General features: G+C 34.3%; 20 protein-coding genes and 1 pseudogene. 14 read left to right on the top strand and 7 right to left on the bottom strand.

The features are described 5' to 3' along the window. Positions 1-418: 418 nt before the first annotated feature. A complete protein-coding gene (locus ACXGSQ_RS05755) occupies positions 419-724 on the bottom strand; it encodes a hypothetical protein (RefSeq protein ID WP_458628672.1) in 306 nt (101 codons plus the stop codon). A gap of 515 nt (positions 725-1,239) precedes the next feature. On the opposite strand from ACXGSQ_RS05755, the gene ACXGSQ_RS05750 reads away from it, so the two are divergent. Genes ACXGSQ_RS05750 through ACXGSQ_RS05740 form a run of 3 tightly spaced genes read left to right on the top strand, consistent with a single transcriptional unit; the run spans position 1,240 to position 8,001 of the window. Next, positions 1,240-4,281, top strand: coding sequence for a SusC/RagA family TonB-linked outer membrane protein (locus ACXGSQ_RS05750; protein WP_458628671.1), 3,042 nt, complete (start codon positions 1,240-1,242; stop codon positions 4,279-4,281). A gap of 9 nt (positions 4,282-4,290) precedes the next feature. Then, entirely contained in the window at positions 4,291-5,694 is a 1,404-nt protein-coding gene (locus tag ACXGSQ_RS05745) for a RagB/SusD family nutrient uptake outer membrane protein (protein WP_458628670.1), read from the top strand. A 12-nt stretch (positions 5,695-5,706) separates the two neighbouring features. Next, positions 5,707-8,001 carry a zinc-dependent metalloprotease gene (locus ACXGSQ_RS05740; RefSeq protein WP_458628669.1) on the top strand — a complete coding sequence of 765 codons (2,295 nt, stop codon included), beginning with the start codon at positions 5,707-5,709 and terminating at the stop codon, positions 7,999-8,001. A 78-nt stretch (positions 8,002-8,079) separates the two neighbouring features. Here the strand turns inward: ACXGSQ_RS05740 and ACXGSQ_RS05735 are convergent, their stop codons facing one another. From ACXGSQ_RS05735 to ACXGSQ_RS05715, 5 genes are all read right to left on the bottom strand, one after another. After that, entirely contained in the window at positions 8,080-8,352 is a 273-nt protein-coding gene (locus ACXGSQ_RS05735) for a DUF6520 family protein (RefSeq protein ID WP_458628668.1), read from the bottom strand. 79 nt (positions 8,353-8,431) lie between these two features. Further along, positions 8,432-9,400 (bottom strand): hypothetical protein, encoded by a 969-nt coding sequence (locus tag ACXGSQ_RS05730; RefSeq protein ID WP_458628667.1) that lies wholly within the window; start codon positions 9,398-9,400, stop codon positions 8,432-8,434. A gap of 137 nt (positions 9,401-9,537) precedes the next feature. After that, entirely contained in the window at positions 9,538-9,984 is a 447-nt protein-coding gene (locus ACXGSQ_RS05725; protein ID WP_458628666.1) for a MauE/DoxX family redox-associated membrane protein, read from the bottom strand. A gap of 92 nt (positions 9,985-10,076) precedes the next feature. Continuing rightward, positions 10,077-11,054, bottom strand: a complete 978-nt coding sequence (locus ACXGSQ_RS05720; RefSeq protein WP_458628665.1) for a helix-turn-helix transcriptional regulator — start codon at positions 11,052-11,054, stop codon at positions 10,077-10,079. Positions 11,055-11,119: 65 nt separating this feature from the next. Beyond that, the gene (locus ACXGSQ_RS05715; protein WP_458628664.1) at positions 11,120-11,494 is read right to left on the bottom strand and encodes a DUF7793 family protein; all 375 of its coding nucleotides are present in this window, start codon (positions 11,492-11,494) and stop codon (positions 11,120-11,122) included. A gap of 202 nt (positions 11,495-11,696) precedes the next feature. On the opposite strand from ACXGSQ_RS05715, the gene ACXGSQ_RS05710 reads away from it, so the two are divergent. From ACXGSQ_RS05710 to ACXGSQ_RS05675, 8 genes are all read left to right on the top strand, one after another. Continuing rightward, the gene (locus ACXGSQ_RS05710; protein ID WP_458628663.1) at positions 11,697-14,099 is read left to right on the top strand and encodes an aminotransferase class I/II-fold pyridoxal phosphate-dependent enzyme; all 2,403 of its coding nucleotides are present in this window, start codon (positions 11,697-11,699) and stop codon (positions 14,097-14,099) included. A gap of 65 nt (positions 14,100-14,164) precedes the next feature. Continuing rightward, positions 14,165-14,965, top strand: coding sequence for an RteC domain-containing protein (locus ACXGSQ_RS05705; protein WP_458629323.1), 801 nt, complete (start codon positions 14,165-14,167; stop codon positions 14,963-14,965). Positions 14,966-15,240: 275 nt separating this feature from the next. Then, positions 15,241-15,519 carry a helix-turn-helix domain-containing protein gene (locus tag ACXGSQ_RS05700; RefSeq protein ID WP_458628662.1) on the top strand — a complete coding sequence of 93 codons (279 nt, stop codon included), beginning with the start codon at positions 15,241-15,243 and terminating at the stop codon, positions 15,517-15,519. Positions 15,520-15,527: 8 nt separating this feature from the next. Next, a complete protein-coding gene (locus tag ACXGSQ_RS05695) occupies positions 15,528-16,175 on the top strand; it encodes a hypothetical protein (protein WP_458628661.1) in 648 nt (215 codons plus the stop codon). Next, positions 16,159-16,815, top strand: a complete 657-nt coding sequence (locus ACXGSQ_RS05690) for a P-loop NTPase family protein (RefSeq protein ID WP_458628660.1) — start codon at positions 16,159-16,161, stop codon at positions 16,813-16,815. Before ACXGSQ_RS05695 ends, ACXGSQ_RS05690 begins: the two co-directional genes overlap by 17 nt. 11 nt (positions 16,816-16,826) lie before the next feature. Next, entirely contained in the window at positions 16,827-17,945 is a 1,119-nt protein-coding gene (locus tag ACXGSQ_RS05685; protein ID WP_458628659.1) for a hypothetical protein, read from the top strand. A gap of 131 nt (positions 17,946-18,076) precedes the next feature. After that, positions 18,077-19,669 carry a hypothetical protein gene (locus ACXGSQ_RS05680; protein ID WP_458628658.1) on the top strand — a complete coding sequence of 531 codons (1,593 nt, stop codon included), beginning with the start codon at positions 18,077-18,079 and terminating at the stop codon, positions 19,667-19,669. Beyond that, positions 19,653-21,344 (top strand): hypothetical protein, encoded by a 1,692-nt coding sequence (locus ACXGSQ_RS05675; protein WP_458628657.1) that lies wholly within the window; start codon positions 19,653-19,655, stop codon positions 21,342-21,344. Before ACXGSQ_RS05680 ends, ACXGSQ_RS05675 begins: the two co-directional genes overlap by 17 nt. Positions 21,345-21,447: 103 nt before the next feature. On the opposite strand, the pseudogene ACXGSQ_RS05670 reads toward ACXGSQ_RS05675, so the two are convergent. Then, positions 21,448-21,966 (bottom strand): annotated as a pseudogene (locus ACXGSQ_RS05670) (N-acetylmuramoyl-L-alanine amidase family protein); the annotation flags it as partial. Between the two features lie 325 nt (positions 21,967-22,291). Between ACXGSQ_RS05670 and ACXGSQ_RS05665 the strand changes: the two are divergent. The 3 genes from ACXGSQ_RS05665 to ACXGSQ_RS05655 all read left to right on the top strand — a co-directional run bounded on the left by ACXGSQ_RS05665 (position 22,292) and on the right by ACXGSQ_RS05655 (position 25,895). After that, the gene (locus ACXGSQ_RS05665; protein WP_458628656.1) at positions 22,292-22,579 is read left to right on the top strand and encodes a hypothetical protein; all 288 of its coding nucleotides are present in this window, start codon (positions 22,292-22,294) and stop codon (positions 22,577-22,579) included. Positions 22,580-22,849: 270 nt separating this feature from the next. Then, the gene (locus ACXGSQ_RS05660) at positions 22,850-25,252 is read left to right on the top strand and encodes a TraG family conjugative transposon ATPase (protein WP_458628655.1); all 2,403 of its coding nucleotides are present in this window, start codon (positions 22,850-22,852) and stop codon (positions 25,250-25,252) included. 4 nt (positions 25,253-25,256) lie between these two features. Then, on the top strand, positions 25,257-25,895 hold the full coding sequence (locus tag ACXGSQ_RS05655) for a conjugal transfer protein (protein ID WP_458628654.1): 639 nt from the start codon (positions 25,257-25,259) through the stop codon (positions 25,893-25,895). Position 25,896 lies beyond the last annotated feature (1 nt).

Raw genomic sequence — 25,896 nt, 5'->3', positions numbered from 1 at the left:
CTAAAGAAGCCGCTTAATCACCTAGAGACCAAAAGGCAAGATGCCTTACACTGAGAACAACGTGAAGACATAAAAATCAAGTTTTCTGCCATTGTCCCTAACGGTTATTGCTGAAGTTAAATATCTAATTGAGCAGCTGAAACCAAAACACATGTGACGCTCAACTTACTTAAACCCACATGGCATTTTACAACACCCTAGATTAAAAGAAAGATTTTTTTTTCTAACTTTAACCATGGCAAAATCAAAACTACCAAGATGGATTAGAATCCTTAGGTATTATCTAAATTGCTTATGGTACTATGTTTTGTTTCCATTAGGCGCCGAAGAAGACGACTTTTCCAAACAATGGAAAAAGAGAAAGTGAAGACTTTTAGTTTAAAGATTTAAGTTTCATCATTCTATAAATAATGACCTTCTAAAAATTCTTAATCTCGGTATCAGTTACTGAATCATATATTTTTGCAAAATCGAGTAAACTATACCCCATTGCTTCAACAATTAAAATTACAGTGGTTGAATTTGGTCCTGATTTAGATTTTGCATTAAAAGTATCAGAAACTGTAGCTTTGCGAATACCTGCTTCTAAAGCTATTTGATTATAACTATTGATAATTTCCTCTTCAGAATTGTTTAATCGTTGAGTCTTATTACTAGATTTCAACAATTTATTTAAGCTAATTGCAATTTTAATATTTATATATAAGATTAACTCTTCTTTCATTTATGCAATTAACTATTTCATTAACAAATTTTCGGTACGCTTTGGCGTACCGAAAATTATTTGTATATTTGAATCAGTATCTGTCATTTATGATACTTTTTAAATAAATTTGCGAAAGCATTTCTAATAACATTAGAAGCATTCGCTTTGAATCTCGGATTGAAAACTGGTAATTTTTAGACAACGAGATGATAAGCAGATTGCTCACGTTCCCGGGCGTGAGCTCTCTTATCGTTGTCAGGTATACCAGTACCTCAATCCGATAAGTTGAGTTTCACGCCTTTTTTTGTCTACACATTACTGGCGTATTAAAAAACCACCTCAACTGCATTATGGATGAATAGCTATATCATTTACTAGGCTATGCGATCCTTTAGATTTACATGTTGTAACCATTAATACCTAAAACCTGTTGCCTATGCACAAATAATCCATAAAAAAACCTCTCAAACACTGACTCCACATCGGTTTAAGAGGCCTAATAAAATAAGTTAAACTTAACTCTTTTCAAAATTATGAAAAAAAATCATAACCGTATATATAGGTGCGCGCTATTGTGTACTTTATTTGCCTTTATTTCCCCATCTCTCATTTTAGCCCATGCTAACCACCTACTGCCAAATGCACTAAACGCTCCCTTACAAAACACAATAAAAGGGACCATTACCGATGCTAACGGATTACCAATTGCGGGTGCCTATATTGTTGTGCAAGCTACTAATACAGGTTCTATTTCTGAACTAGACGGCTCTTATACCATACATGCCACAGCCACCGATACACTTGTCTTTTCTTATGTTGGTTATATCTCACAAACTATTGCGGTTAATAGCCAAACAAATATTGATGTTCAGTTGCAAGAGGATGTTACTGCGTTTGATGCTGTGATACTTAATGCGGGGTATTATTCTGTTAGAGATAAAGAGCGTACGGGTAGTATTGTAAAAGTAACCCAAAATGCTATAGAACAACAACCGATTTCTAATCCTTTGGCGGCACTGCAAGGCAGAGTTTCTGGTGTAGAAATTGTACAAACCTCTGGCGTGGCCGGTGCGGGATTTGATATAAAAATTAGAGGGCAGAATAGTATACGTACTACTGGAAACCAACCGCTATACGTTATTGATGGAGTCCCTTACGCATCGTCTAGTCTGGGAGAGCAACAAGCCTCTATAATCATCCCAGGAACCGGTATAAGTCCATTAAACAACATTAACCCTACAGCTATTGAAAGTATTGAAATACTTAAAGATGCCGATGCCACGGCTATTTATGGTTCTCGTGGTGCGAATGGTGTTGTTTTAATAACCACCAAGAAAGGTAAATATGGTGATACCAAAGTGCAGCTTAATATATCGTCTGGTTTGGGCGTTGTGTCTAACACCCTTGATCTACTTAATACCTCCGAATATTTAACAATGCGAAGGGAAGCCTTTGCAAATGATGGTATTGACCCTATCCCCTTTTATGCCTATGATGTTAATGGAGTTTGGGACCAAAACAGGGAAACCGATTGGCAGAAAACCTTATTTGGAAAAGCTAGCTATCTTACCAATTTTCAAGGCTCTATATCTGGCGGTAATGAGCAAACTCAATTTTTATTGAGTGCTAATGTACACGAGCAGACTAGCACATTTCCTGGTGATTATAAAAATGATAAAATCTCTGCTTTAGCCAATGTAAAACACCATACTAAAAACAATAAGTTATCGCTTCAACTTTCCTCAAATTACACGAGCAATCTTAATAACTTGCCAAGCGATCCTTCCTTAATTTTTACAGCACTTAGTTTAGCACCCAATGCTCCTAATCTGTATACCGAAGATGGGGCTCTTAATTGGGAAAACTCTACTTGGATAAATCCGCTCAGTGGTTTAGAAAGCAACTACAACTCACAGACCTCTACGCTTATTACTAATGCCACCATTAGCTATAAGCTATTGGAAACGTTAAATATAAACACCAATTTAGGTTTTACAGAAGACCATCTTAGAGAACTCAATACTGTACCCTCTACCATCTATGACCCTGCTTATGGGTTAGGTGCCGAATCTTCGTATGCTATTCATAATGTTGCGCAAAGAACCTCTTGGATTGTAGAACCTCAGCTTAATTGGAGTCACACTTTAAAAGATACAAAAATTGAAGCCCTTGCAGGATTCACTTTTCAAGAGCAAAACGATAATCGTTTATCTCACTTGGCCTTTGGATTTTCAAATAATAACTTTATTGAAAATATCTCAGCAGCTTCGGAGCAATATACGCTCGCCGATATACAAACGACCTATCGCTATCAGGCTATTTTTGGGCGCATTAACCTTAACCATCGTGACAAGTATTTTCTCAATTTTACAGGCCGACGGGATGGCTCTAGCCGCTTTGGTCCCCACAAACGATTTGCCAATTTTGGTGCTATTGGTGCGGCTTGGATTTTTTCGAATGAACACTTTTTAGAGGATTTAGATTTTTTAAGTTTTGGTAAACTAAGAGCAAGCTATGGTACATCTGGTAATGATCAAATTGGAGATTACCAATATCTAGATACCTATTCGTTTGGTAGTGGACACTATCAAAACACTATTGGTTTAATGCCTTCTCGACTTTTTAATCCTGATTTCAGCTGGGAAGCAAACACTAAATTTGAAGTTGCCTTAGAATTAGGGGTGCTGCAAGATCGTATTTTTATCAGTGGTAATTATTACCGCAATCGTTCATCTAATCAGTTAGTAGGTCTTCCTCTCCCTGCAACTACGGGCTTCTCATCTATAAATGCGAATCTAAATGCCACAGTAGAAAATTCGGGTTGGGAGTTTTTAATAAATACTATAAATATTCATACCGATACTTTTAAATGGTCAACCTCTTTTAATCTTACAGTCCCAAAGAATCGATTAATAGCATTCCCTAACCTAGAAGGCTCTACCTATGCCAATCAATTGGTTATAGGTGAGCCTTTAAATATTATAAAAGCGTATCAATTAAACGGAGTTAATTCGGAAACGGGCTTGTATGAATTTGAAGATTTTAACGGAGATGGTATACTATCCGCTCAAGAAGATAAGCAACTCATTAAAGATCTTAGCCCTCAATTTTACGGTGGTTTTAGTAATAATCTAAGCTACGGAAAATTTAACTTGGATATTTTATTTCAATTTACAAAACAACTGGGACGTAATTATTGGTCTACAGGTGGTGCTATTGTTGGTGCTATGGCTAACCAACCAAGAGAAGTATTAGACCGTTGGCAACATGTAGGCGATGAAAGCTCTGTTCAACGTTTTACTACTGGGTTAGATCCTGAAGGCCTAGAAGCATCTCACAATTTTACTGAAAGTGATGGAGCCATTTCGGATGCCTCCTATCTCAGATTAAAAACGCTTTCATTATCCTATACCCTATCTCAAAACGAAAAAAACGGTATTGGATGTGAGCTATTTTTAAGGGGCCAGAACCTATGGACACTCACCAATTATATAGGCCTAGATCCTGAAACCAGATACAGTGCCACCTTACCACCATTACGATTTATCACCTTAGGAACACGTTTAACTTTTTAAACCCATAGTATGAAACCAATAGAAAATTTAAATCATATCTTCAACACCCTTTTATGGGGTACAGTTATATTTCTGACACTTCTACACACCTCTTGCGAGGATTTTACAGAAATTGATTCCCCCAATAATCAATTAATCGGCATACAAGTATTTGAAGATGCTTCTACCGTTGATGCGGCATTTGCACATATTTATAGTCAGTTAAGAGATGTTGCCTTTACTAGTGGGAATACCTCAGGCCTTTCCTATTTGATGGGGCATTATACGGATGAACTCACTTTATATAGTAATAGTCAACCCGATGTGCAAAATTATTCAAATAACACTTTAATTTCTTCAGATGGCAAAGCAAACACCTTATGGAGTTCGGGCTATAACCTTATTTACGCTTCCAATCGGATTTTAGAAGGAGTTACTCATTCTAGCGCTTTATCGCAAGCCGATAAGGACCACTTTTTAGGAGAAGCTTATTTTGTTAGAGCATTTATTCATTTTAATTTAATGAATCTATTTGGAGCGATACCTTATATTACTTCAACAGATTATCAAATCAATAAAAACGTCTCTAGGCTTGATACCGAAGTTATATATCAAAGCCTCATTGCAGATCTTCAACTTGCAAAAACACTGTTGCCTGAAACGGATACTAGTTATAATAAGTTACGTCCCAATTTTTGGGTAGCCTCTGCACTTTTGGCTAAAGTATATCTTTATCATGAAGATTGGCAATTAGCGCATACCGAAGCTACAGACGTTATTTCTAATGGAGGTTATGTGCTATCTACTGATTTATCACAAGTATTCCTAAAAACCAGTACAGCAACCTTATGGCAGTTGGGTGAGGGTACCGCAGGGACCAATACTTTGGATGCCTTCACTTTTATTTTTGCTAGTGGCCCACCTCCCAACTCGGCTTTGTCTAGTTATTTGATTGCTGATTTTGAGGATGGAGATAGTCGTTTTACAAATTGGACAGGTGTCATTTCAGACGGGGAAAACACGTGGTATTACCCTTATAAATATAAGTTAAATTCACCAACAGGAAACACCGAAGAATGTACCATTTTATTCCGACTTGCAGAACTTTATTTGATTGCTGCAGAAGCGTATGCCCATGATGAAAATATTTCAGAAGCTTTAAATTACCTAAACCCCATTAGAACTAGAGCCCTTTTAGACCCTATTATAACAAGTGATCTAGACGTGCTTTTAAATGCTATTTACCAAGAACGTAGGATAGAACTTTTTACAGAACAAGGTCATCGCTTTTTTGATTTAAAACGAACTGGACGTGCCTATACAGAATTAGCGCCAATAAAACCCCATTGGGAACCTTCAGATAATCTTTTACCGATACCAGAATCAGAATTGCTCCTCAACACTAATTTAAACCCTCAGAATGACGGCTATTAACATACCCTAAAAATGATTAAATCCATTAGACATATTACAACCCCTACAAAATTCAAATATAAACTTTTGTTTCGTTTGATTATTGTGTTAGTCGCCTGTCCCTTATGGGGGCAGGTTACCAACCCCCTTAAAGCTCATATAGAAGGAGATAGGCTCTTCATTGAACTAGACATTGCGTTACTCAATAAACCTTTACTTTTTGTAAAACATGGAATTGGGCATCATCAGGTTGTCTGGTCTAAACAAAACGATTTTATTGCACTTACTCTACCCCAAATTAAATCCTCATCAGGTGTTATTATCCCGGTTGATAATAATTACCGGATTAAATCCATTATAATTGAACGATTCCCCATTGTAAAACATAAAAGTTCAGATCATTCCTTTTATTTCGATGCCACCGATATATTGATACAAGACGCTATTAAATGGAATTTAAAAGCTCCAGAAACTGTTCTTGTAAATCAATCTTATATTAAAGGGGTTGCTTATCTAGCAAACGAAACCATCATTAAAACCAAGAGCACTATCCTATCTAATGGCAATAAACGCACATTAGATGTAGACTTTAGTTTCTTTATTCTGCCTGATCCGATGAAGCCAAGATTATTTGACCACAGGATGGGGTTTTATAGTGAAGATAATTATAGCGACATCAATGCTTTTCCTAGAACCAAAAAAGCTAATATTACAAGATGGCGGATGGAAAAAAAGGATAAAAACAAAACGATAAGCGAACCTATTAACCCCATTGTGTTCTACTTTGATCCTGCAACGCCCGATAAATGGAAACCCTATATAAAAGCAGGAGTAATGGAATGGCTGCCTGTCTTTGAAGCTGCTGGATTTAAAAATGCCATCGACGTGAGGGATATTCCTAATAGTAAAGAAAAATGGTCAAACCATAGTGTTAACCACTCTATAATACGTTGGGTGAATTATGAAGGAGTTCGGGGTAGTGAGGGTAAGTCAGGCTCTAGCGTTAGTAAGATTATTGATTTTCGTTCAGGAGAAATTTTAAAGTCAGATATTCTATTAGCGAGTTCTTATCAGAGCTTGTCTGATGACTATTTTGTTCGGTGTGCTCCTTTGGATAAGCGTGCACAACAATATCCCTTATCAGATGAACTAACAGGAGAATTGATACAGTATGTGACGGCTCACGAAGCCGGTCATGCCTTCGGTCTTAGAGATGCCCATTATGGAGAATATGCTTATCCATTTGAAAAGATGCGTGATGAAAATTGGTTAAAACAAATGGGGCATACCCCAAGCATTATGACTTATGCCCGACATAATTACATCGTTCAACCCGAAGACGGTATCTCCCCCTCATTACTCATACAAAAGGTAGGGCCTGCCGATACTCATCAAATTAAATGGGGATATCAAATGTTCTCTGATTCCACCGATTCCAACAACGATTTAAATTATCTCGAAAAAATTATTAAACAGCAAGACTCTATTGCATGGTACAGGTACAATATTGAGTACGAGGACATATTAGGCCCAGGAAGCACAAATGAAGTGGTGGATAACGATAACCCGGTTAAAAGTACGGCACTGGGATTAAAAAATATGAAACGGGTTTTGGAGCTTTTACCAAGGGTTAATGAAAATCAAAAAGATAATGCTCTATTGGAAAGACTCTATGATAAAACACTCGATTTATGGTATCAGGAGATGACTCACGTCACGTCACTCATTGGAGGCTATACCATTCATTACAAAGCTGGCCATCAACCTGGTGATGTGTATACACCTATTCCTATTCAGTCCCAGGAAGAAGCCATGGAATTCTTATTATTGAATGCCTTCGAGGTTCCAGATTGGTTATACAATCCTTCTTTTCTATCTCGAATTCGGTACTCAGCCAAATCTGATAAACTTATGGAGTATCAGTTAAAATTAATATCCGATCTCACAACACCCCAAAGGACGAAGCGACTTGAACGAGCGAATGATTTAATGGAATTTGAAGGCATAATTAAAAAGTTATTTTCAAAATTAAGACTCGGATTATTTCACGAACTACATCACGACAAGGTACAAATTGATAAACGTAAACAGGAATTACAAAGCGCCTATATTGGTCGTTTAGGTGAGGCCATTATACAGTATAGAACATATACTAACGTTGAATTTGGTGCAAATGAGTTTTTATATAGCAACTATATAAAAACTATTTTTATGTCCGAATTATTGTCCTTGGAAAAGCAAATTAGGAGCATATTGAAAGCCACCGAGGACGAAAACACTAAAAACCATTTAAAGTTATGTTTGCTTCAAATTAAGACTTACATCTAAAACTATAGTTGCAAAAAAAGAAAGGAGCGCATAAGGCTCCTTTCTTCATTCTAACTTAATGAAAAATATCCTCTTTTTCTAGAGGTTTCTCTTCAAAGGTAACGGACATGAAGTACCTGTTAACCGTTTTGCAATGACCCCTGGCGAATAAAAACACGTCTGGTCTCCATCTATACTACAATTAGGTACTGACACCTGATGACAAGGGTTAGTAGCAGATTGATAAATATACCCTTGCATTGAAGCACTACTCTCTTCCTGTACATTACCCACAGTAGTAAAAGCACTTGCGGTTATGGCAAAAACAACGGCCAAAACCGGAACTAAAATTTTAACTTTTAATGATTTCATGATTATAAAATTTAATTAATATTTTGATCTACTCTATTTTACAGGTTTTCGATCTTACCCCTGCTACCGGCCAATAGTATTATTTAGTCTGCATATTTTCTGTTTGAGGATAGTTCCGAACCAAATCTTTATTAAAAAAATGTTCTCTAAGCCCATAAACTGATAACTTGTCATCAATCAAGGCCACCAAACTATTATTATATATCCTAAACTCTTTAGCACTCTCTTTACCTATATTGTATATATAAAAACTAAACTCATAAGTCTCCCTATTCCAATTGTATACATCTACAATTAAAGCCTCTTTTAATACGTCCTTACTTTCATATTTTCCAAGCCTATTTGAATTTATAAATAGAAAATCATCGTAAACAGTTGCCATATTGTTGACTATCAATGGTGGAGCACTCATTTTAGAAGCACCATTATTATCCGTTTTTGAAATTCTAATTTGAGCTTTTTTCACGGTATCAATAGTCCTCGATCTTTTTAATAGATTTAGGTTTGAATCCATAATCATAAACTCATTACGATAAAAATAAACGTAAGCAAGACTCTTATAATCTGGAGAAACAGTCATTAGGCCATCTACATCAAAGGTTCCGTCAATTTGTTTTTCAAGTATATCAGAACTCAAAAGAACTTCGAAATCTTCTTTATTATTCTTTTCAATTACCCCGAGTACAATCATTTGGGTTTTGCTATTTATTGTACTCATAAATACCCTATTAGTATCAATAGGAATTGATTGATCAAAATATGCTTTATCTTTCATCCATAGACTCGCTTTCCAATCTCCTATTTTTCCTCTAAATATATAAGGCACACTTCCATCCATCATAAAAAAATATGGTGGATACATTTTTACCTTTATGGAACGAAATGGTAAGTCTACTCGGTCTAGTTTAATTTTAATACTACTGGTATCTTTAGTTTTAAGATTTATCTGTAAAAGATGAAGCGGAGCCGTCGTATTCCCTAAGTATAAATTTCCAGAGTCAAAACCTGCTATATAATACGAATTGTATTTAATTGCTATATCATGCATCTTATAGACAGGCTGATGAGGGTATCTTCTTATAAATGCATTATTTCGATGTACTTCATGTTCAGATATCATGAACAAGATCACCACCAAAGCACTGCTCAAAATTCCAAGAATTATTAGTTTGACAAGACTTCTATTCATAACGTAGTATATTTTAAGGACTCTTGTTTAGCTGAAAACAGTACCCCAATGACAGCAAAAACCACAAAAACTAGGTTAAATATCATATGTTCTGTCCAAGTTAAGTCTTCTAAAACTCCACCACACGAACAAGGAACAAAATCACTAAAATTCAGAATAAGATATATGTATGTCGTAAACATTATCATAAGGACATAGCTAGCATAGAATGCTAACACCATTAATCTCGGCACAAAAAATAATATGGCTATTATATATTCCAAGAGCGGAACCCCCAAAGCAACCCAATTCGCATATGCCGTAATAATTGGAGATTGACCTAATTGTATTCTAAACTCCTCAAATTCAAGAAATTTACTATTAGCGGCGTACACAAACAATACAATAAATAAAGTACTAGTCGCTTTTATTATAAATTCGTACACTGGCTTAGAGCTAATCATATCATTTAATTTGATATGCACAAGTTCTATATAAAATTTTATTCCTTAGGATTAATCTGTTGTCTATTAAGGATTAAACAATCCAAAACCTATTACCTATCCTTATCCGTTGAAATACTATTTTTGCGAAGTGCACTAGGTGTATAACCATATCGTGTTTTGAACGACCTGGAAAAGTGAGGCATACTTTTAAACCCCACCCTATAGGCAATTGATTTAAGCGACACATCACTATATTGTATCATCATTTGAGCTTTCCGTAACCGTTCTTGCATTAAAAATCGATGCACTGTGGTGCCGTATAATTCTTTAAAACCGTACTTTAATTTAAACTCATTAGTCCCTATTTGCAAAGCAAAATCTCTTAAAGACGGAAGCTCTTTATCTAAATTATTGATAATTATATCATGTCCTTCTCTTATTTTACGAATATCTTCGAAGCTTAATCTAAGTTTTGGTTTTGACGTTTTACTTTTGTCCTTGACGCTAGACTTACTGTCTTTAATAACTCGCTCTTTTAGGCTTGCATCTAATTGTTTTTGAAAACTAGAACGATGAACAACTGATATCAGCGTTTTACTAAATTTAGGATTGGGTTCTTTAAAGGTTGTGATATAAAGATTTTTAGGAATGAGGAGATTTCCTTTGGATTTAAATTTTAAAGACATAGCGGTATCAAAAAACGCTTTCTTTTTAATTTGTTTCCATGTCTTTTTCCATTTCTGAATAGAAGATTTTGCTATTAACACTTCAAAATTTGCACCAATAATATCTTCATATAAGTACGACAATACATTACATGCTTGTTGATTAACCATTTTAATACGTCCTTCGGAGTCTAGAATAAAACTCATTTGAACAATATCTAAAATCGTTTTTTCAGTATTTGTAAAACCCTGATGAATAATTGTATCTTGAATTTCTTCTGCCAACATATTTAAAGTTACCACAAGGGCCTCAAGCTCATCATTCTCTTTGGATCGTTCTATGCGATAGAAGAAGTTACCAGATGCCATTTCTAAAAGCATTTGATTGATAAGCTCCATTCTTTGAGATATAACAGCATCCATCTTAATTGTTTTACATTCTCTTTAGTACCTAAAGTGATTAATTATAGCCGTTTCTATACCGTAGATCATTTGTATTGCTTTAAAAAATTCAATGCCTGTTCCATAGTATTAAATGATTCTGTAGGAATTGGAGGTTTACTTGTACGTAGATAAAATTTAGACAACATTTCTGAAACAGGCGATTCTACGATAAAAGCTACAGCTTTAATTAATGTAGAACCTTCAATAGATAAATATACTCTCGCCGCTTTATTGATTTCCTTAATTTGACGTATATCGCATAGCACTGGTAAAAAAAGGCCTTCATGAAGTGAAAGTCGATCTTTAACAATATAAACCGCCGCAGGTAGATCTAATATAACATCTTTACGATATGTCACATACAAGATTCCATCTACAATTTTGTACGTCGCATACTCATTTTCAAGCGCTATTGACATAATGATTTAGAAAACTGGTTTTTGATAAACATAAATTTACAAAATAATCAACATAACAATTGCCCCTTTCTTAACTATCATTAGTCAATATGGATTAATCATTATCTACAAAGGATTAACAGTTGTCTTAAAAGGATTTAGCAGAAGCGTATTTATTCAATTTTAAATAAAAGCTATTAAATTAATTGCAAAACAAATTACGATGGCAAAAATTAAACACAATAATTTACTAGACACTGTTAATAATGTATTTACAGATGCCATAGATGAAGGTGTACTCCATCTTTACGCTGAAGGAGACCATTTTTCGGGCAGAACTATTGGTGTAAAGAATCAAAATCTCTTCCATTTTGGTACCACTGGGTATTTAGGGTTAGAACAAGATCCGAGATTAAAAGAAGCTGCTATTAATGCCATTCGCAGATACGGCACGCAATTTCCATTATCTAAATCATACATTTCTAATCCACTCTACCAACAATTAGAAGAAAACGTTTCTGCAATGTATCAACATCCCGTTGTGATTACTAAGAATAGTACTTTAGGCCATCTTGGTGTTATTCCGAGTGCTGTAAAAGATCAGGATGCTATTATTTTAGATCATCAAGTACACTGGAGTGTGCAAAGTGCTGCTAAAGTATTAAAAACAAGAAGTGTTCCCATAGACATGATTCGTCATAATGATTTAAACATGTTGGAGGATAAAATAAAATCATACACCAATAGCCGAAAAAAGATTTGGTATATGGCAGATGGTATTTATTCTATGTTTGGGGATTTCGCTCCTATTAAAGATTTAAAAGCGTTAAGCTTAAAATATCCGCAATTGCATCTTTATTTTGACGATGTCCATGGTATGAGCTGGATTGGAAAAAATGGTACAGGTTACGTTATGAATGAAATCAATGCACTTTCAGAAAATATGCTCTTGTTTGGAACCTTGAGTAAAACCTTTGGTGCCAGTGGATCCGTATTAGTCTGCTCTAACAAGAAAATGCACAAAGACATAAAAACCTTTGGCGGGCCTTTGACCTTCTCTGCTCAATTAGAACCAGCATCTGTTGCAGCAGCCACTGCTTCTGCAGAAATTCATTTATCCCCAGAGATATATAGGCTTCAAGACGACTTAAGATTAAGAGTTCAATATTTTAACTCCTTATTAGAGCAGACAGATTTACCTGTTGTTGACAAAAACATTTCACCAGTATTCTTCATTGGAACCGGTATGCCTAAAACGGGCTATAATTTTGTCAATCGTTTAATGAAGGAAGGATTTTACGTTAACCTAGGCCTCTTCCCTGCTGTTCCAGTAAAAAACACAGGTGTACGCATTACGATATCACGACATAACCAACGTACAGAAATTAAAGCTTTGGTGGATGCTATGGTCTATCATTTACCTAAAGCACTAGAAGACACACATACAGACTTATATCGCGTACATCAAGCTTTTAAATTAAAATCATCATCTAAAACTAAGCAAACCATAAGTAAAAATCTAAGCTTACAATTAGAGACTTCTATTTCAAAAATTGACAAACAAACGTGGAACAACTTGGTCGGTGATTGTGGTATTCAAGATTGGGACGGACTTCAATTTTTAGAGCAAACATTTAGAAATAATGTGCTGGGAGAAAATAATTGGGATTTCTGGTATCTCATTGTTTGTGATGCTCAAAAGCATCCGGTCTTAGCCACTTTTATATCCTCATCGCTTTGGAAGGATGATATGCTAGCCAACACTACTGCGTCTAAAACTCTTGAGGAAAAGCGCAAATCAGATCCTTATTACATGACCTCAAACGTTTTAAGTTTAGGATGTTTATTCACTGAGGGTAATCACCTCTATATCAACGCTAATCATCCACATAAGCAAGAGGCACTACATTTGCTTATGCAAACATTAGAGACATTGGAACAGCGCTCTAATTCTAAAATGATCGTGCTTCGGGATTTTAACATGAACGATAGCTTAAATCGTTATTTTCTTGGTCAGGGTTTTGTTAGAATTCAAATGCCAAATTCATGTCGCATTAATTTAAGAGCTGATGAAGCCATTGAAGCTTATGTAGCTCGACTTTCCTCAAGAAACAGAAAACATTTGAGGAAAGACATTTTAGCTTATGAACCCTCCTTAGAGATCTCAATCTTGCAAACACTCAATGCTTACCAACTCAACCAAGTTCATCTATTGTATAACAATGTCCGCTTAAACAACCTTGGACTAAATACCTTTCCGTACCCTATCAACTTGTTCAAAAACATGTCTGGACATTCCAATTGGGAGTTTATACTCATACATCATCCTGAGCAACCAAACAAAATCATTGGAGTTATGTTTTGCTATAAAAACAACAATCAAAACTATGTTCCTTCGTTAGTTGGTATTGACTATGATTACCTTAAAATCTTTCAGACTTACAGACAATTATTATATCAAACGCTGAAAAGGGCGATCCAGTTAAAATTTGAAACCATTGATTTGGGAATAACTGCTTCCTTTGAAAAAAAGAAACTTGGTGCTGTGGTAGAAGAGAAATATGCCTATATACAAACTTCAGACAATTACACTTTGGAACTATTGGGACTACTAGAATGTAATTGAAATCAAATAGTTTGTTTTGTAGGGTTATGAGGTATCAAGAATTAATATCAGAATTTGAAACAACGGTGGAATCTTTGGAGTCCCGTACTGATGATATTCTATACAAAGCTGAAAATGGTATTGCTAAGGCTGAAAAGTGCATTAAAAAACTTCGAAAAAGAGTCCTTAAAAAAGGATTTAGCTCAAAAAATGAAGAAATTAGTTTTTTTAAGCATATAAAACCTCAAATATTTAGTCGATTGATTTATTACGTTAGGCTCTTTAATATTGAAAGTAAACGCCCTAGAAGTAGCTCCAAATACCAAATAGAATATTTAAATAATCACATCAATAAATTACAAGTCTTTTTCAATGATAATCTTGAGTTCTATCATTACTATCGCAGAGGGGCTACGACACTAGATGAAGAATATTTTATTAGGGGCAAATCTGATTTACGATTGCCAACAGAATTCTTCCATTTTTTTATTGACGATCAGTTTTCTACATGTCAAGACACTACAGTAGCTACCATTATTGCCTATGATATGTTGATTGTTTATCTGCAACAAGAAATTGAAAAATTACAGTCGCATAAGGACACTAAAACCAATACAATGAAGCAAGCATCTTCAAAACTTTTTTGGACAGGAAGCAAGACAGAGTTAACCGAATTAATTTATGCACTCCACAGTAGTGGCGCCATAAATAGCGGAACTGCCGACATTAAGGAATTAGCCTCTATGTTTGAGCAGGTATTTAACATTGAACTTGGCAATTACTATCACACTTTTATAGAAATAAGAGCTAGAAAAAACAGTAAAACAAAATTTTTAGATTGGTTGACAAAAGTACTTCTGAAACGCTTTAAGGATTCGGATGAATAATCCTAAGTTTCCCCCAAGTTGGGAATACCATATCTCCTAAAAACTCCATTATTTTTAATACAAAATAGGGTAATAGATTTTTTGAACTCCCCCTTCTCATTTCCAAAACTATTCAAAACTTATATTAAAAAAAACTCCCATCTCTAGATAAACTATTGAAGACGATAGAAAAATCCCCCACAAATTTGCATAACGAAAGTCAAATCAATAGAACAGAGACTATCAAAATGTTTAAAGACCTTTTTTTTAGTCTCTTTCTTTAAAACCCTTTTATTATGCCAGCAACTATAATCACGACCGATGATCTCAGAGAATTTAAATTAGAATTACTCGCTGATATTAAAAACATTCTCAGCAAACAATCACAAAGCCAAATGAAGACATATTTAAAATCTTCAGAACTCATGGATTTACTCAAAATTAGTCCAGGCACATTACAGAACCTTCGAATAAATGGCACCCTTCCTTTTACGAAGGTTGGAGGTATTATATACTATGATGCCGCAGAAATTCAAAAGGTAATGGATAAGAACCGCGTAGACAGTACCATTTAAAACGCTTTATGAACTATATAAAACATCTCAATTCAATATTTCAAATATTCTATTTAGATAAGCGATTAAATCCAACACATGTCAGTTTATATATGGCACTATTTCAATGTTGGAACGTTAACCGGTTTCCAAAAGAATTTTATATCGCTAGACAAGAAATTATGTTACAATCTAAAATTGGATCAAAAGCAACCTATCATCGCTGCCTTAAGCAATTACATAGTTGGAACTACATACAATATTTGCCATCTCATAACCCCTATAAAGGAAGCAAAATTAGGATGCTCATTTTTGATACAAGCTCTAAACAAGTTCTAAACAAGCATGAAACAAGCACTGAACAAGCATTAGTACCTAATACAAACATTACTAAACAAAAAGAAAACATAACTAAAACTAAGCTACCAAAAAATGAATTTGAAGTTTTTGTTTTTTTTAAAAGTAAAAACTGGCCAACGATTGAAGCTTCAAAATTTTACAATCACTATCAAGCAATTGGTTGGAAAATTGGTGGTAAAATAAAAATTGAAGATTGGCAAGCTAGCGCCAGTAATTGGATGCTTAAAGCAAAGGAACTTGAAACTAAAAATGCAGTGTCTCATAAAAAGGACAACTTGAGCACCTCAAAACAAAAAGATTATGGTCAACCCTTGTAAACTCATTGAAGAAAACATAGCATATTCCATTGGATCCTTTAATGGCAAAGAAGTGATTTACGACTTTGAAAAAATATTAATTTACCTCGATGTTAAAGGAAAACTGCTATTTGGTAACCGTTTTAAAATTTATAAAGAAGACCATGACATTATTTTAAAACTCTGCCATTACCTTATAAAAGATGAAGACAATTGCGCTAAAAATGATATTGATATCAACAAAGGCATTCTACTTTCTGGACCAGTGGGCTGCGGCAAAACAAGCTTAATGTTATTGCTAAAACATATCGTCCCTCTACAAAAACCATATATTTTAATTCCGTGTAGAAATATTGTATTTGGGTTTAATCATATTGGTTATAAAATTATTGAAGATTATGGTTGTAGGCAATTCTTTTGCTTCGATGATTTAGGTGTGGAACCTATGGGACGACATTATGGAAAAGACTGTAATGTTATGGGAGAAATTCTGATCTCGCGTCACGAACTTTTCATAGACCATAAGATAAAAACCCATGCCACCACAAATCTAAATGCTGAAGAGTTGGAAGATCTATATGGTCATCGCGTCCGAAGTCGTATGCGCGAACTATTTAACCTTATTCACTTTGATGAAAACACCAATGATAAACGCAAATAAAAACCCGTATTATGAAAATCGCCACCTTTAACATTCAGAATTTATTTCACAGAGACAAAAGCCTTCTAGAAAAACCTTATGGGAAAAATCTCAAAGATTGGATACGTGAACTCGATGGACTAATGCTTCATCCTTCTAAATCGTTGAACCAACAAGACCGCATTAAAGAGTTATCATTTCTCATTGGCTTTGAAAAACCAAGCCCTCGCCCTTATGCTATTTTACGAAGAAAATCGGGATTTCTCTATATGAAAGGCTTAAGTCATTCTTTAGAAAATAAAGCAAATGATATTACCAATTGGAATGGTTGGGTGGAACTTCAAACTATTCCCATTCAAACGAAGGCAACGGATCACAAAGCACGGGTTATTGCTGACGTAAATCCTGATATATTATTACTTCAGGAAATTGAAGACAGAGCCTCTTTTGAAGAATTCAATCAGCTCATTCTTCCAAAATATGGATGTCAACCGTATCCTCAATCATTTGTTATACAAGGCAATGATATGAATAGTTTAGAAATGGGTATTGCGTTTAGAGAAGGGTATCATCTTGAGTCTGTGAGAACACACAACATCAACACCACCCTAAACGACGATGGTAAAAACCTCATCGTATATGAAATTACCACACCTTCCAAAAAAACAATTTGGCTGCTCAATGTCTACCTCATAAAAGATAAACAGGATAAAACCTATTCTGACACCATTAGAAAAAATCAAGTGACGCGAATTGCAGCGATTTATAATCAGCTTAAAGCAGAAGGTAAAACCAATATCATCATTGCAGGCACATTTAATGCTCCTCCTTATTGCAATTCTTTATCGCCTATAATCCAAGACACAGACTTAAAAGACGTTACTAAACATCGCTCTTTTCATGTGGATTCTGATAAAGGGAATGATGCCAATTATTTTAGATTAGGTGCTTACCGTATAGGTGTAAATATTAAGCAAAACGATTATATGCTCTTCTCCCCTGCTCTATTTGATAAGATGACTTCGTGTGGGTTAAATCGCAAAGCGATGTGGCCTGAAAAACAACCACAATGGTCTATTTACAAATCTGTTTCTAATAAGAATTTGGCCGCTAGTGCGCATCCTTTGGTTTGGGGGAATATTGAATTATAAAATGAAAATGTGGAAATCCGTAATCAAATATTTCAAAAACTCCTTATCTTATGTGCGATTAAACCAGACAAATATTTTTTATAAAAGCTAATGGATTTTCATTGGTTTTTTTTGATAAACCATTTCAATAAATGCCAAATTTATTTTTAGAACGTTTGAAAGCTGACCCTGAATATTTTGAATTCTGGCAGGACTATCATGGCTACTGCAAAAATTTAAAAATACCTGACAAACAAGAATTTGTGGATATGCTACCAGCCTTATTCAAAAGAATCGAAAACAATGGAGCTAGCTATGAATTCTATCAAGCATTAAGCAAATACACAATTAAAAACCCCAAGGATGCAGTTGATATATTAACAATGATAGAGAAAAAAGAAACAAAGGAAGTTCTAAATTTTAGTTCATCAATACTTAGTGGCCTTTCACAAAGTGAAACAAATTATTCTTACAAAAAGAAAATCTTGGAATTCACTAGTAGCTCTGATGAAAATAAAATTTATTCAGGTATTGACGCTGCTTACAGAGTAAAATTCAGTGATAAAAGTGAGGAAAAGAAATTCTTAAAAGAAGTCCATGAAAGTATAAATGCCAACCTAAAAAATAAATCCTCTAGACTCTTGGGAATTACTGCTAGATTCTACAATAAATACTTAAATCAAATTGATGAAGCAAAAGCTGAAGTTCTAAATTTGTTAGAATTAAAAAACTTCTCTGTGCAAAGTGAGGTCGCAAGGTCTCTTAATGAAGAATTTAAACCCGATGAAGATTTAGTTTACTTCCAAAACTGTCTTAACTTATTAACTTATACGGATGTCAAATATCAAGGTATATACAGAACTATTAGATATAGATTAAAAGAGCTCATTAAGTCAAACCAAACTATTATTCTAGAATTTATAGACAATTGGATTTTAAATAACGAAAAAAACTTAAAAGGTATTTCTTCTCTCGACGGAGTAATCGAAGATTTTTATTTCGAACACCCTGAAGTTTTAAAGATGGTTTTTCTAGAATGGTTAAATTCTGAAAACAGATTATACAAATATGCCTTACCATATATTATAACTGATTTAAGCTCAAAAGTAGACGCCATTGGTCTTCCTGTAAAATCATTAAGAAAGCTTTCAGAAACCGATTCTGTTTATATTGTATATATGATAGTTGGGTATATTCTAAATAGAAAGTATGCTTCTGAAATGCTATATAGTATTTTAGAAGCTAAATGGGATAACGAACGAGTTCGTAATCATATCGCTACTCTTTTTGCGAAACACCTAATAAAGAATTACTATTCAGTAACCGAGATTTTGAAGAAAAAAAGAAAGTCTGCAAATAAAACTATTAAGTCGATAATTGACCTGATAATCAAAGATTCAGAACATTATTATCAACAAGTCTCTGAGTTGAAATTGGTAAATGAGTTTGAACCTTCAGATAAAAGAATGCAGTATTTTATGAAGCAACAAAACTTAAAAATGAAAAAATTGATGGATAGTACAGAAAAGAAAAACGATTCATTTTTGAATATGCTAACTAACGTAAACCTTCGAGCTGGCAAATCTTTTTTTTCAAAATACAGAGGAGAATATTCACAAGAATCAGAATTGCAAAGTTTTAGAAGTAGTTTTGAAGTAGCGCGTGTTCAATCTATTGATGAAATAGGTCAAGAAAAACTAATATTAATGTGGCAAAATATGAAGCGAAATGAACTTCCTAACTAGCGAATACTTAGCCTTATTAAAAGAAGATGGGGAACTTGATGTTCTGCTTATTGATATCCTTACGAGCAAAAGTATAACTCCAATATCTAAACCACAAAAGGGTAGGCAATATGGTGTAGACATAGCAGCTATAGGAAAAGATACAGATGGCGTTGAAAAACTATTTCTTATAACTGTAAAACAAGGAAATATAACCCGTTCTGTATGGGATTCTGGACAAAATAGTGTAAGACAATCTTTAAATGAAATAAGAGAAGCTTATATAAATATTTCATTAACTGCTAGACAAAAAAAACTTCCAAAATTAATTATTGTTGCTACAAATGGTGAACTTGAACAAACTATACAAACTAGTTGGGCTCAATACACTGAAAAATATAACGAAAAAGGTATTGAATTTGATTTTTGGGGAATTGACGATATATCCAAAATGGTTTCAGAAAATCTTCTCTCAGAAAGACTTTTTAATTCTGAAATGCGTTCACTCTTAAAGAAAACATTAGCTTTTTTAGAACTCAAAGAATATGACTTAAAGCATTATAAACAATTAGTAAATCTGATACTTAATAAATCAGTTAATACAAAAAAACCAATCCTTAAAAAGCTAAAACTATTGCAAATATGTTTAAGTATTGTATTCAAATGGGCTGAAGATAATGGGTACTTAAAGTCAGCTATACATGCGGCTGATAAAACCATATTAAAGTCATTCGAATGGTTAAGCCGTCAAAACCATTTTAAAGAAAAATATATTCATTTAGAATTTTACAACATTCACTTATTGAGACGTAGAATTGGTATAGCATATTTCAACAAAGTAAATGACCATTATTATGTAGAACATAGTTTTCAACGTTACTCACTTAATCAAATTGAATATAGCTTGACTGTTTGGGAAGAAATAGGGATACTATCCAATATTGGATTAACAGAAATAAAGCATTATCAATATCATTTTGACTCTAAGGTTCCTCAATATACAACAATTTATGAGGAAGCTGCTATGACTATTTCTGAAGCACTTATTTCACTAATCAATACTAACCCACCATCTCATTACCCTCTATATGATGACCATATAATAGATATAGAACCTGCAATGCGATTTCTATATTTGACCGGAAAAAAACAAGAGTGTATAAAATGGTTACGAACACTTGTTGTTGGTATTCACGATGCCAAATTAATAAAACAGTTCTTCCCTCTATTTAGAGCAAATTATGAAAATTTAGTAGATTATTATGTCGGTAATAAAAGGCAAGATGAGAGGTCTAGTATGCTTTTAACACTGCTTTTGGATTGGGCCTCTATATTAGATAGTACTGAGGCATACGCAGATTTGAAAAAAATTATAGACTTATTTGATAATAAACTAAACCTTCAAATATGGTTCCCAAAACCTGAAACAGAAGAATTTTATTTTAATAAGGGCTATAGCAGAGAATCAGGTAAAGTTAAGCACTCAATTGCACTATACAATTCAATTGAAGATTACAAAAAGGAAATAGAAGAAGAAATTAAGCTTTTTACAGTTGAAAAGGATTTTGACTCTACAAAAATAGGTTATGATTTAATCTTTACTATTACAAGTCTTTATCATAGAGAATTACCATTCCCTTTTTTTTGGAGACGACTTATTTTATTAAATCAAAACATACCTTTGGACCCATCGTAAAATGTTTTTTAAACTTTTTTAATATTTCTAAATCATAAGACAATCATACCATGTAAAGCCTTAATCAACTCTCTCAAAATCTTCATTATTGCAATACCTATTTCTACCAAAATCCTGAATATTTAAAAACGGATTGAAGTATAACCAAAGCAATAGCGCTTTGAGATTCTTCATTACTCAAATAAATAGCCTCGTCGGATTGAGTTAAAAACCCAAGCTCTAAGAGAATTGCTGCCTTACTATCACTCTCTCTTAATACCTGAAAATTACCATATTTCAATTCCCGTTTTTTAATGCCTAGGATATCAACTAATCCTTTCTGTACTGTAAACCCTAAATAAGTAGATGCTGATGCCTGCGCTTCACTTTTAGGATAAATAAAAACTTCTGTTCCTGCTGCGGTTGTATTTATAGCTTGGTTGCAATGGATTGAAATAAAAATATCCGCTTTTAGTGTTTTTACCAAAAGAGTTCTGTCTCGAAGGGCTATTAAGGTGTCTGTATACCGCGTTAGAAATAACCTTAACGGATTATCAAATAACGTATCATTGAGAACTACCATTTTAGAAGCGATTGCTAAAACGATATCTTTTTCCTTTATACCTTTTAGGGTCATAGCCCCAGGATCTTTTCCCCATGTCCTGGATCTATTATAACAATGGGTTTCTTTTCTTGGTCTTTACCATTCTGCGTATAAGAAAGATTAAAAAAAACCAGACAGAATAGTAATACTATAATTTGATTTAACGTATACATAATAATCATTTTAGATTACACAATATTCAAGAAATCAACCACTTCCTTAACAATCTTCAAAAGTTTAACACCACTTAGCGTTAAAATTTAGAGATTTTCTTCCGTCAGCTTCATTTCGTAATAGATTTCATAACGTATTAATCAAAACCTGCCATTTAGATCCTATCCATAAATGGCTAAATCTAGCACTTATGAAAAAATTACTGTTTACGCTATTCACATTTTTACTGACAACAGCCACAAGCTTTGCTCAGATTGGTGGTATTGAAGACTCCGTTAATGATGTTTCAGATACCATAAGAGCCATATTCCCCATCATTTTGGGAGTCATTTTTTTAATTGGATTCCTCTTTAACGCTGGTCATTTCTTTGGAGAAAACGCAGATCTTAAAAAAGGGATTACCCGAGTTCTCGTATTTGTCTTGATTGCAGGTGCAGTGGTAGGCATCTTTACTTACCTCATAGGCATCGTTGTATAATGAAACGGTTTGAGGTCTATAAGAACATAAGAAAACGGGCAGCCATTTTTGGATTGCCCATTGCTCTATTTGCCTTAATGATGGTAGCTATTCTTGCGTCATTATTAATCATCATCTTCTCATTCAGCTTTGCGGTTATAATTGGTCTGATGTTTTTTAATGCCAGCTTATATGTGGCTTTAACACGTATCACAAACCGTCCACAGCTTTTCCAGATGACAAACGCCTTTCCAAAACTTATAAGTAACAAAAGAATTTCTGTTTTAAATTATGAACACGATTAACCTTTCAAAATATCAACCCATTGTCGCTATTAAAGACCATATGGTATTTGCCAATAATGGTAATGTAGTGTTGTGCTTTAAGGGGCATCTGCCAGAAATCTATTCCTTATCTGAAAAGGATTTTGAAGATATACATGGTGCATGGTTTCAGGCATTCAAATCCTTACCTATTGGCACCGTGGTCCATAAACAAGACATTTATCTTAAAAAAACCTATAACTCAGAACCGCTTCCAAACACCACCTTTCTCGAAAAAGCCACACACGCGCATTTTAAAGGTCGTGAGCATATAACACACCACTGCTATTTGTTCTTCATCTTAACCAAGAACAAGGCTCTAAACCATACTAAATATGTCAACCCTTTCAAAACAATTTCAAAAGGCATTGCACAAGAACTAGATGAAAATATTAAAAGCTTCGCCAACGCTGTAAACGATTCCGTTTCATTTATCAACAACAGTCGTAAAATGGAATTTCTTCCACTACCACCAGAAGCTATTCAGCAATTAACACGTCAATATTTCAATGGTTTCAACGAGGGGTTCGACACGGACATTTTATTGGAAAAGAAAAACGTCACCATAGGCGAAAACCATTTTGATACGCTTGCCGTCAACAGTGAATTATGCTTTGGAGACCATGTACAAAGTAGCAAAACCAATGAGAAATTTACTTCGGACGATTTTGTATTTCATCAAGGATTTATTGATGGTATAGGGCTTACACTTAACGAGAATCACATTGTTAACCAGATTCTTTATCTGGACGACAAGCAAAAGTGGCGTAAGCTATTGGATAAGAAAATCGAGGAACTTAATAAGAGTTCCAATTTTGGTTCACAAAACAAAGTCGTTCTAGGAAAAATTCAACACATTCTAGATCAAATTAATGCCGATGATAATTCACGAATCATTCGTGGTCATCTCAATATTATCTATTGGTCAAAAGACGCTAAAACGTTAGATAAGATCACCTCACAAATTAAGACTGAATTCAAGGAATTGGATATCATTCCTTATTATCCAAGAGGTGAAGAACGCAAAAATTATATCCTGAATAGTTACTGTTGCTTTTCATCCAATTTCTCAAACAACGATTTGTACGTTACCGATTTGAAACACGCGCTTTGTCTGTTCATTAATAATACCAATTACAAATCCGATAAAACCGGCATTATCTTTAACGATAGAGAGCATAATATTCCAGTATTAAAAGATGTTTGGGATGAAAAAAAGAAGCGTATCAAAGCTCGGAATTTCGCCATTTTCGCTCCCACAGGTGAAGGCAAATCGTTTTTAGCTAATAATATCTTACGGCAATATTTTGAAAGTGGTGTACGATTAGTCATCATTGATTTGGGGGGGTCTTATACCAAATTTGCCAAACTCTATCCTGAAAAGTATACCGTATTGCGTTATGAAAGCGGACAAAACTTAGGAATCAATCCTTTTTATATCAGCGACGTCAAAGATCTGACTCCAGAACGCTTAGAGGATTTATCCGTATTTCTATTTGAACTTTTTGCTTCAGATTTAAAAGTCACCAAAGCACAATCGGTTTCGGTTAAGAAAATATTGCGTCATTATTACCGTCATACGTCTAAACAGCATTCGCTCGAAGGCTTCTATAATTATATAGAAAAGCACCAGAAAGATCTTCTGAGTCGCTTAAAAATCCATCCCGACTACTTTAATGTGACCAGCTTTTTGCACGTTATGTCTGAGTACGTTGGAGATGGTCTATATAGTTTTCTATTTGAAGTAAGTGAAGACCAGACTTATAAAATCGAGGACAAACGCTTAATTGTTTTTGAACTGGATGAAGTGAAAGACAATAAGGAAATTTTGTCGGTAATGTTGAAGTTAATTAAATCGGCGATCCAAAGAACCATATGGAAAAACAGAGCCGAAAAAGGCATCATTTTATTCGATGAGTTTGCGAAACAACTGAAGTTTGACAACGTACTGGAAAGTGTTGAATTTTACTATCAAGCGATACGAAAACAAAATGGAGCTATTGGGATCATATTACAATCCATTAATCAACTTCCCGACAATGCAACCTCAGCAAGTATTTTAGAAAACACCCAAGTTATCTATAGTCTGAATAATGAAAAAGGTTATGAAGAACTTGTAAAAAGACTCAACCTATCGAGCCATGATTTAAACCAATTAAAATCCATTAAAAACAATCTTTCTGGATCCCGGAAGTACACAGAAATGTTCATCAAAATCGGAAAGGAAAGCAACATTTTCAGGCTCGAAGTCCCAAAGGAAGTCTATGCCGCTTATTTAACAGATGGACAAGAAAATGAAGCTATAATGGCCATGTATGAAAAAAGCCAAAATATGGAAATGGCTATTAAAGAATTCACATCAAAACTCTAATATTATGAAATTATCAAACAAAATTCTCGAACACTTAAGCCATAGACTTGCTCTAGGTAAAACAAAAATTAAAACATTAGTTTTTGGGGGCATCTTTAGTATTATTCTTTTATGCCCTGGCAGGGCTACTGCCCAAGGCATGCCCACCTATGACAACACCAATTTTGTGAGTCTTGTAAAGCAATTGGTAGAATCGGGCAAACAAACTGCGCAAATGATTAAGTCTGTGCAATTTCTAAAAGACGCCAAAGAAGCAATAGAAAAAGTATCTAGTGTCGTACAACAACTCCGAGCGGTTGAGGAAATTGCACAAAACAATCAGTGTCTAATTCAAGTGATGCAAACTGATTTGCAGGACATTTTAAACTCGCCTTATATACAACCTGAAGAAGTGACTCGAATTGCAGAATCCTTTGATGCTATAGTTCAAAACGCTTTAGATACCGTAGATTTTATTGACGAAGTCCTATCGAGTGACCATCTAAAAATGACTGATGCAGAACGTGCTGAAGTTCTCAGAAAGAAGGAACAAGAATCGAAAGAAATGGTTGCAAACATCACAATGAAAACGAAGCGATACAGCGCTATTATTTCCTTTAGAAAAATGCAAGACAAAGTTAATAATCGCGAAACAAACTTTTAGA

It is taken from the genome of Winogradskyella sp. PC D3.3 (assembly GCF_054366245.1).
The sequence above is the reverse complement of the archived record's forward strand: the minus strand, read 5'-3'. Positions and strand labels throughout refer to the sequence as shown.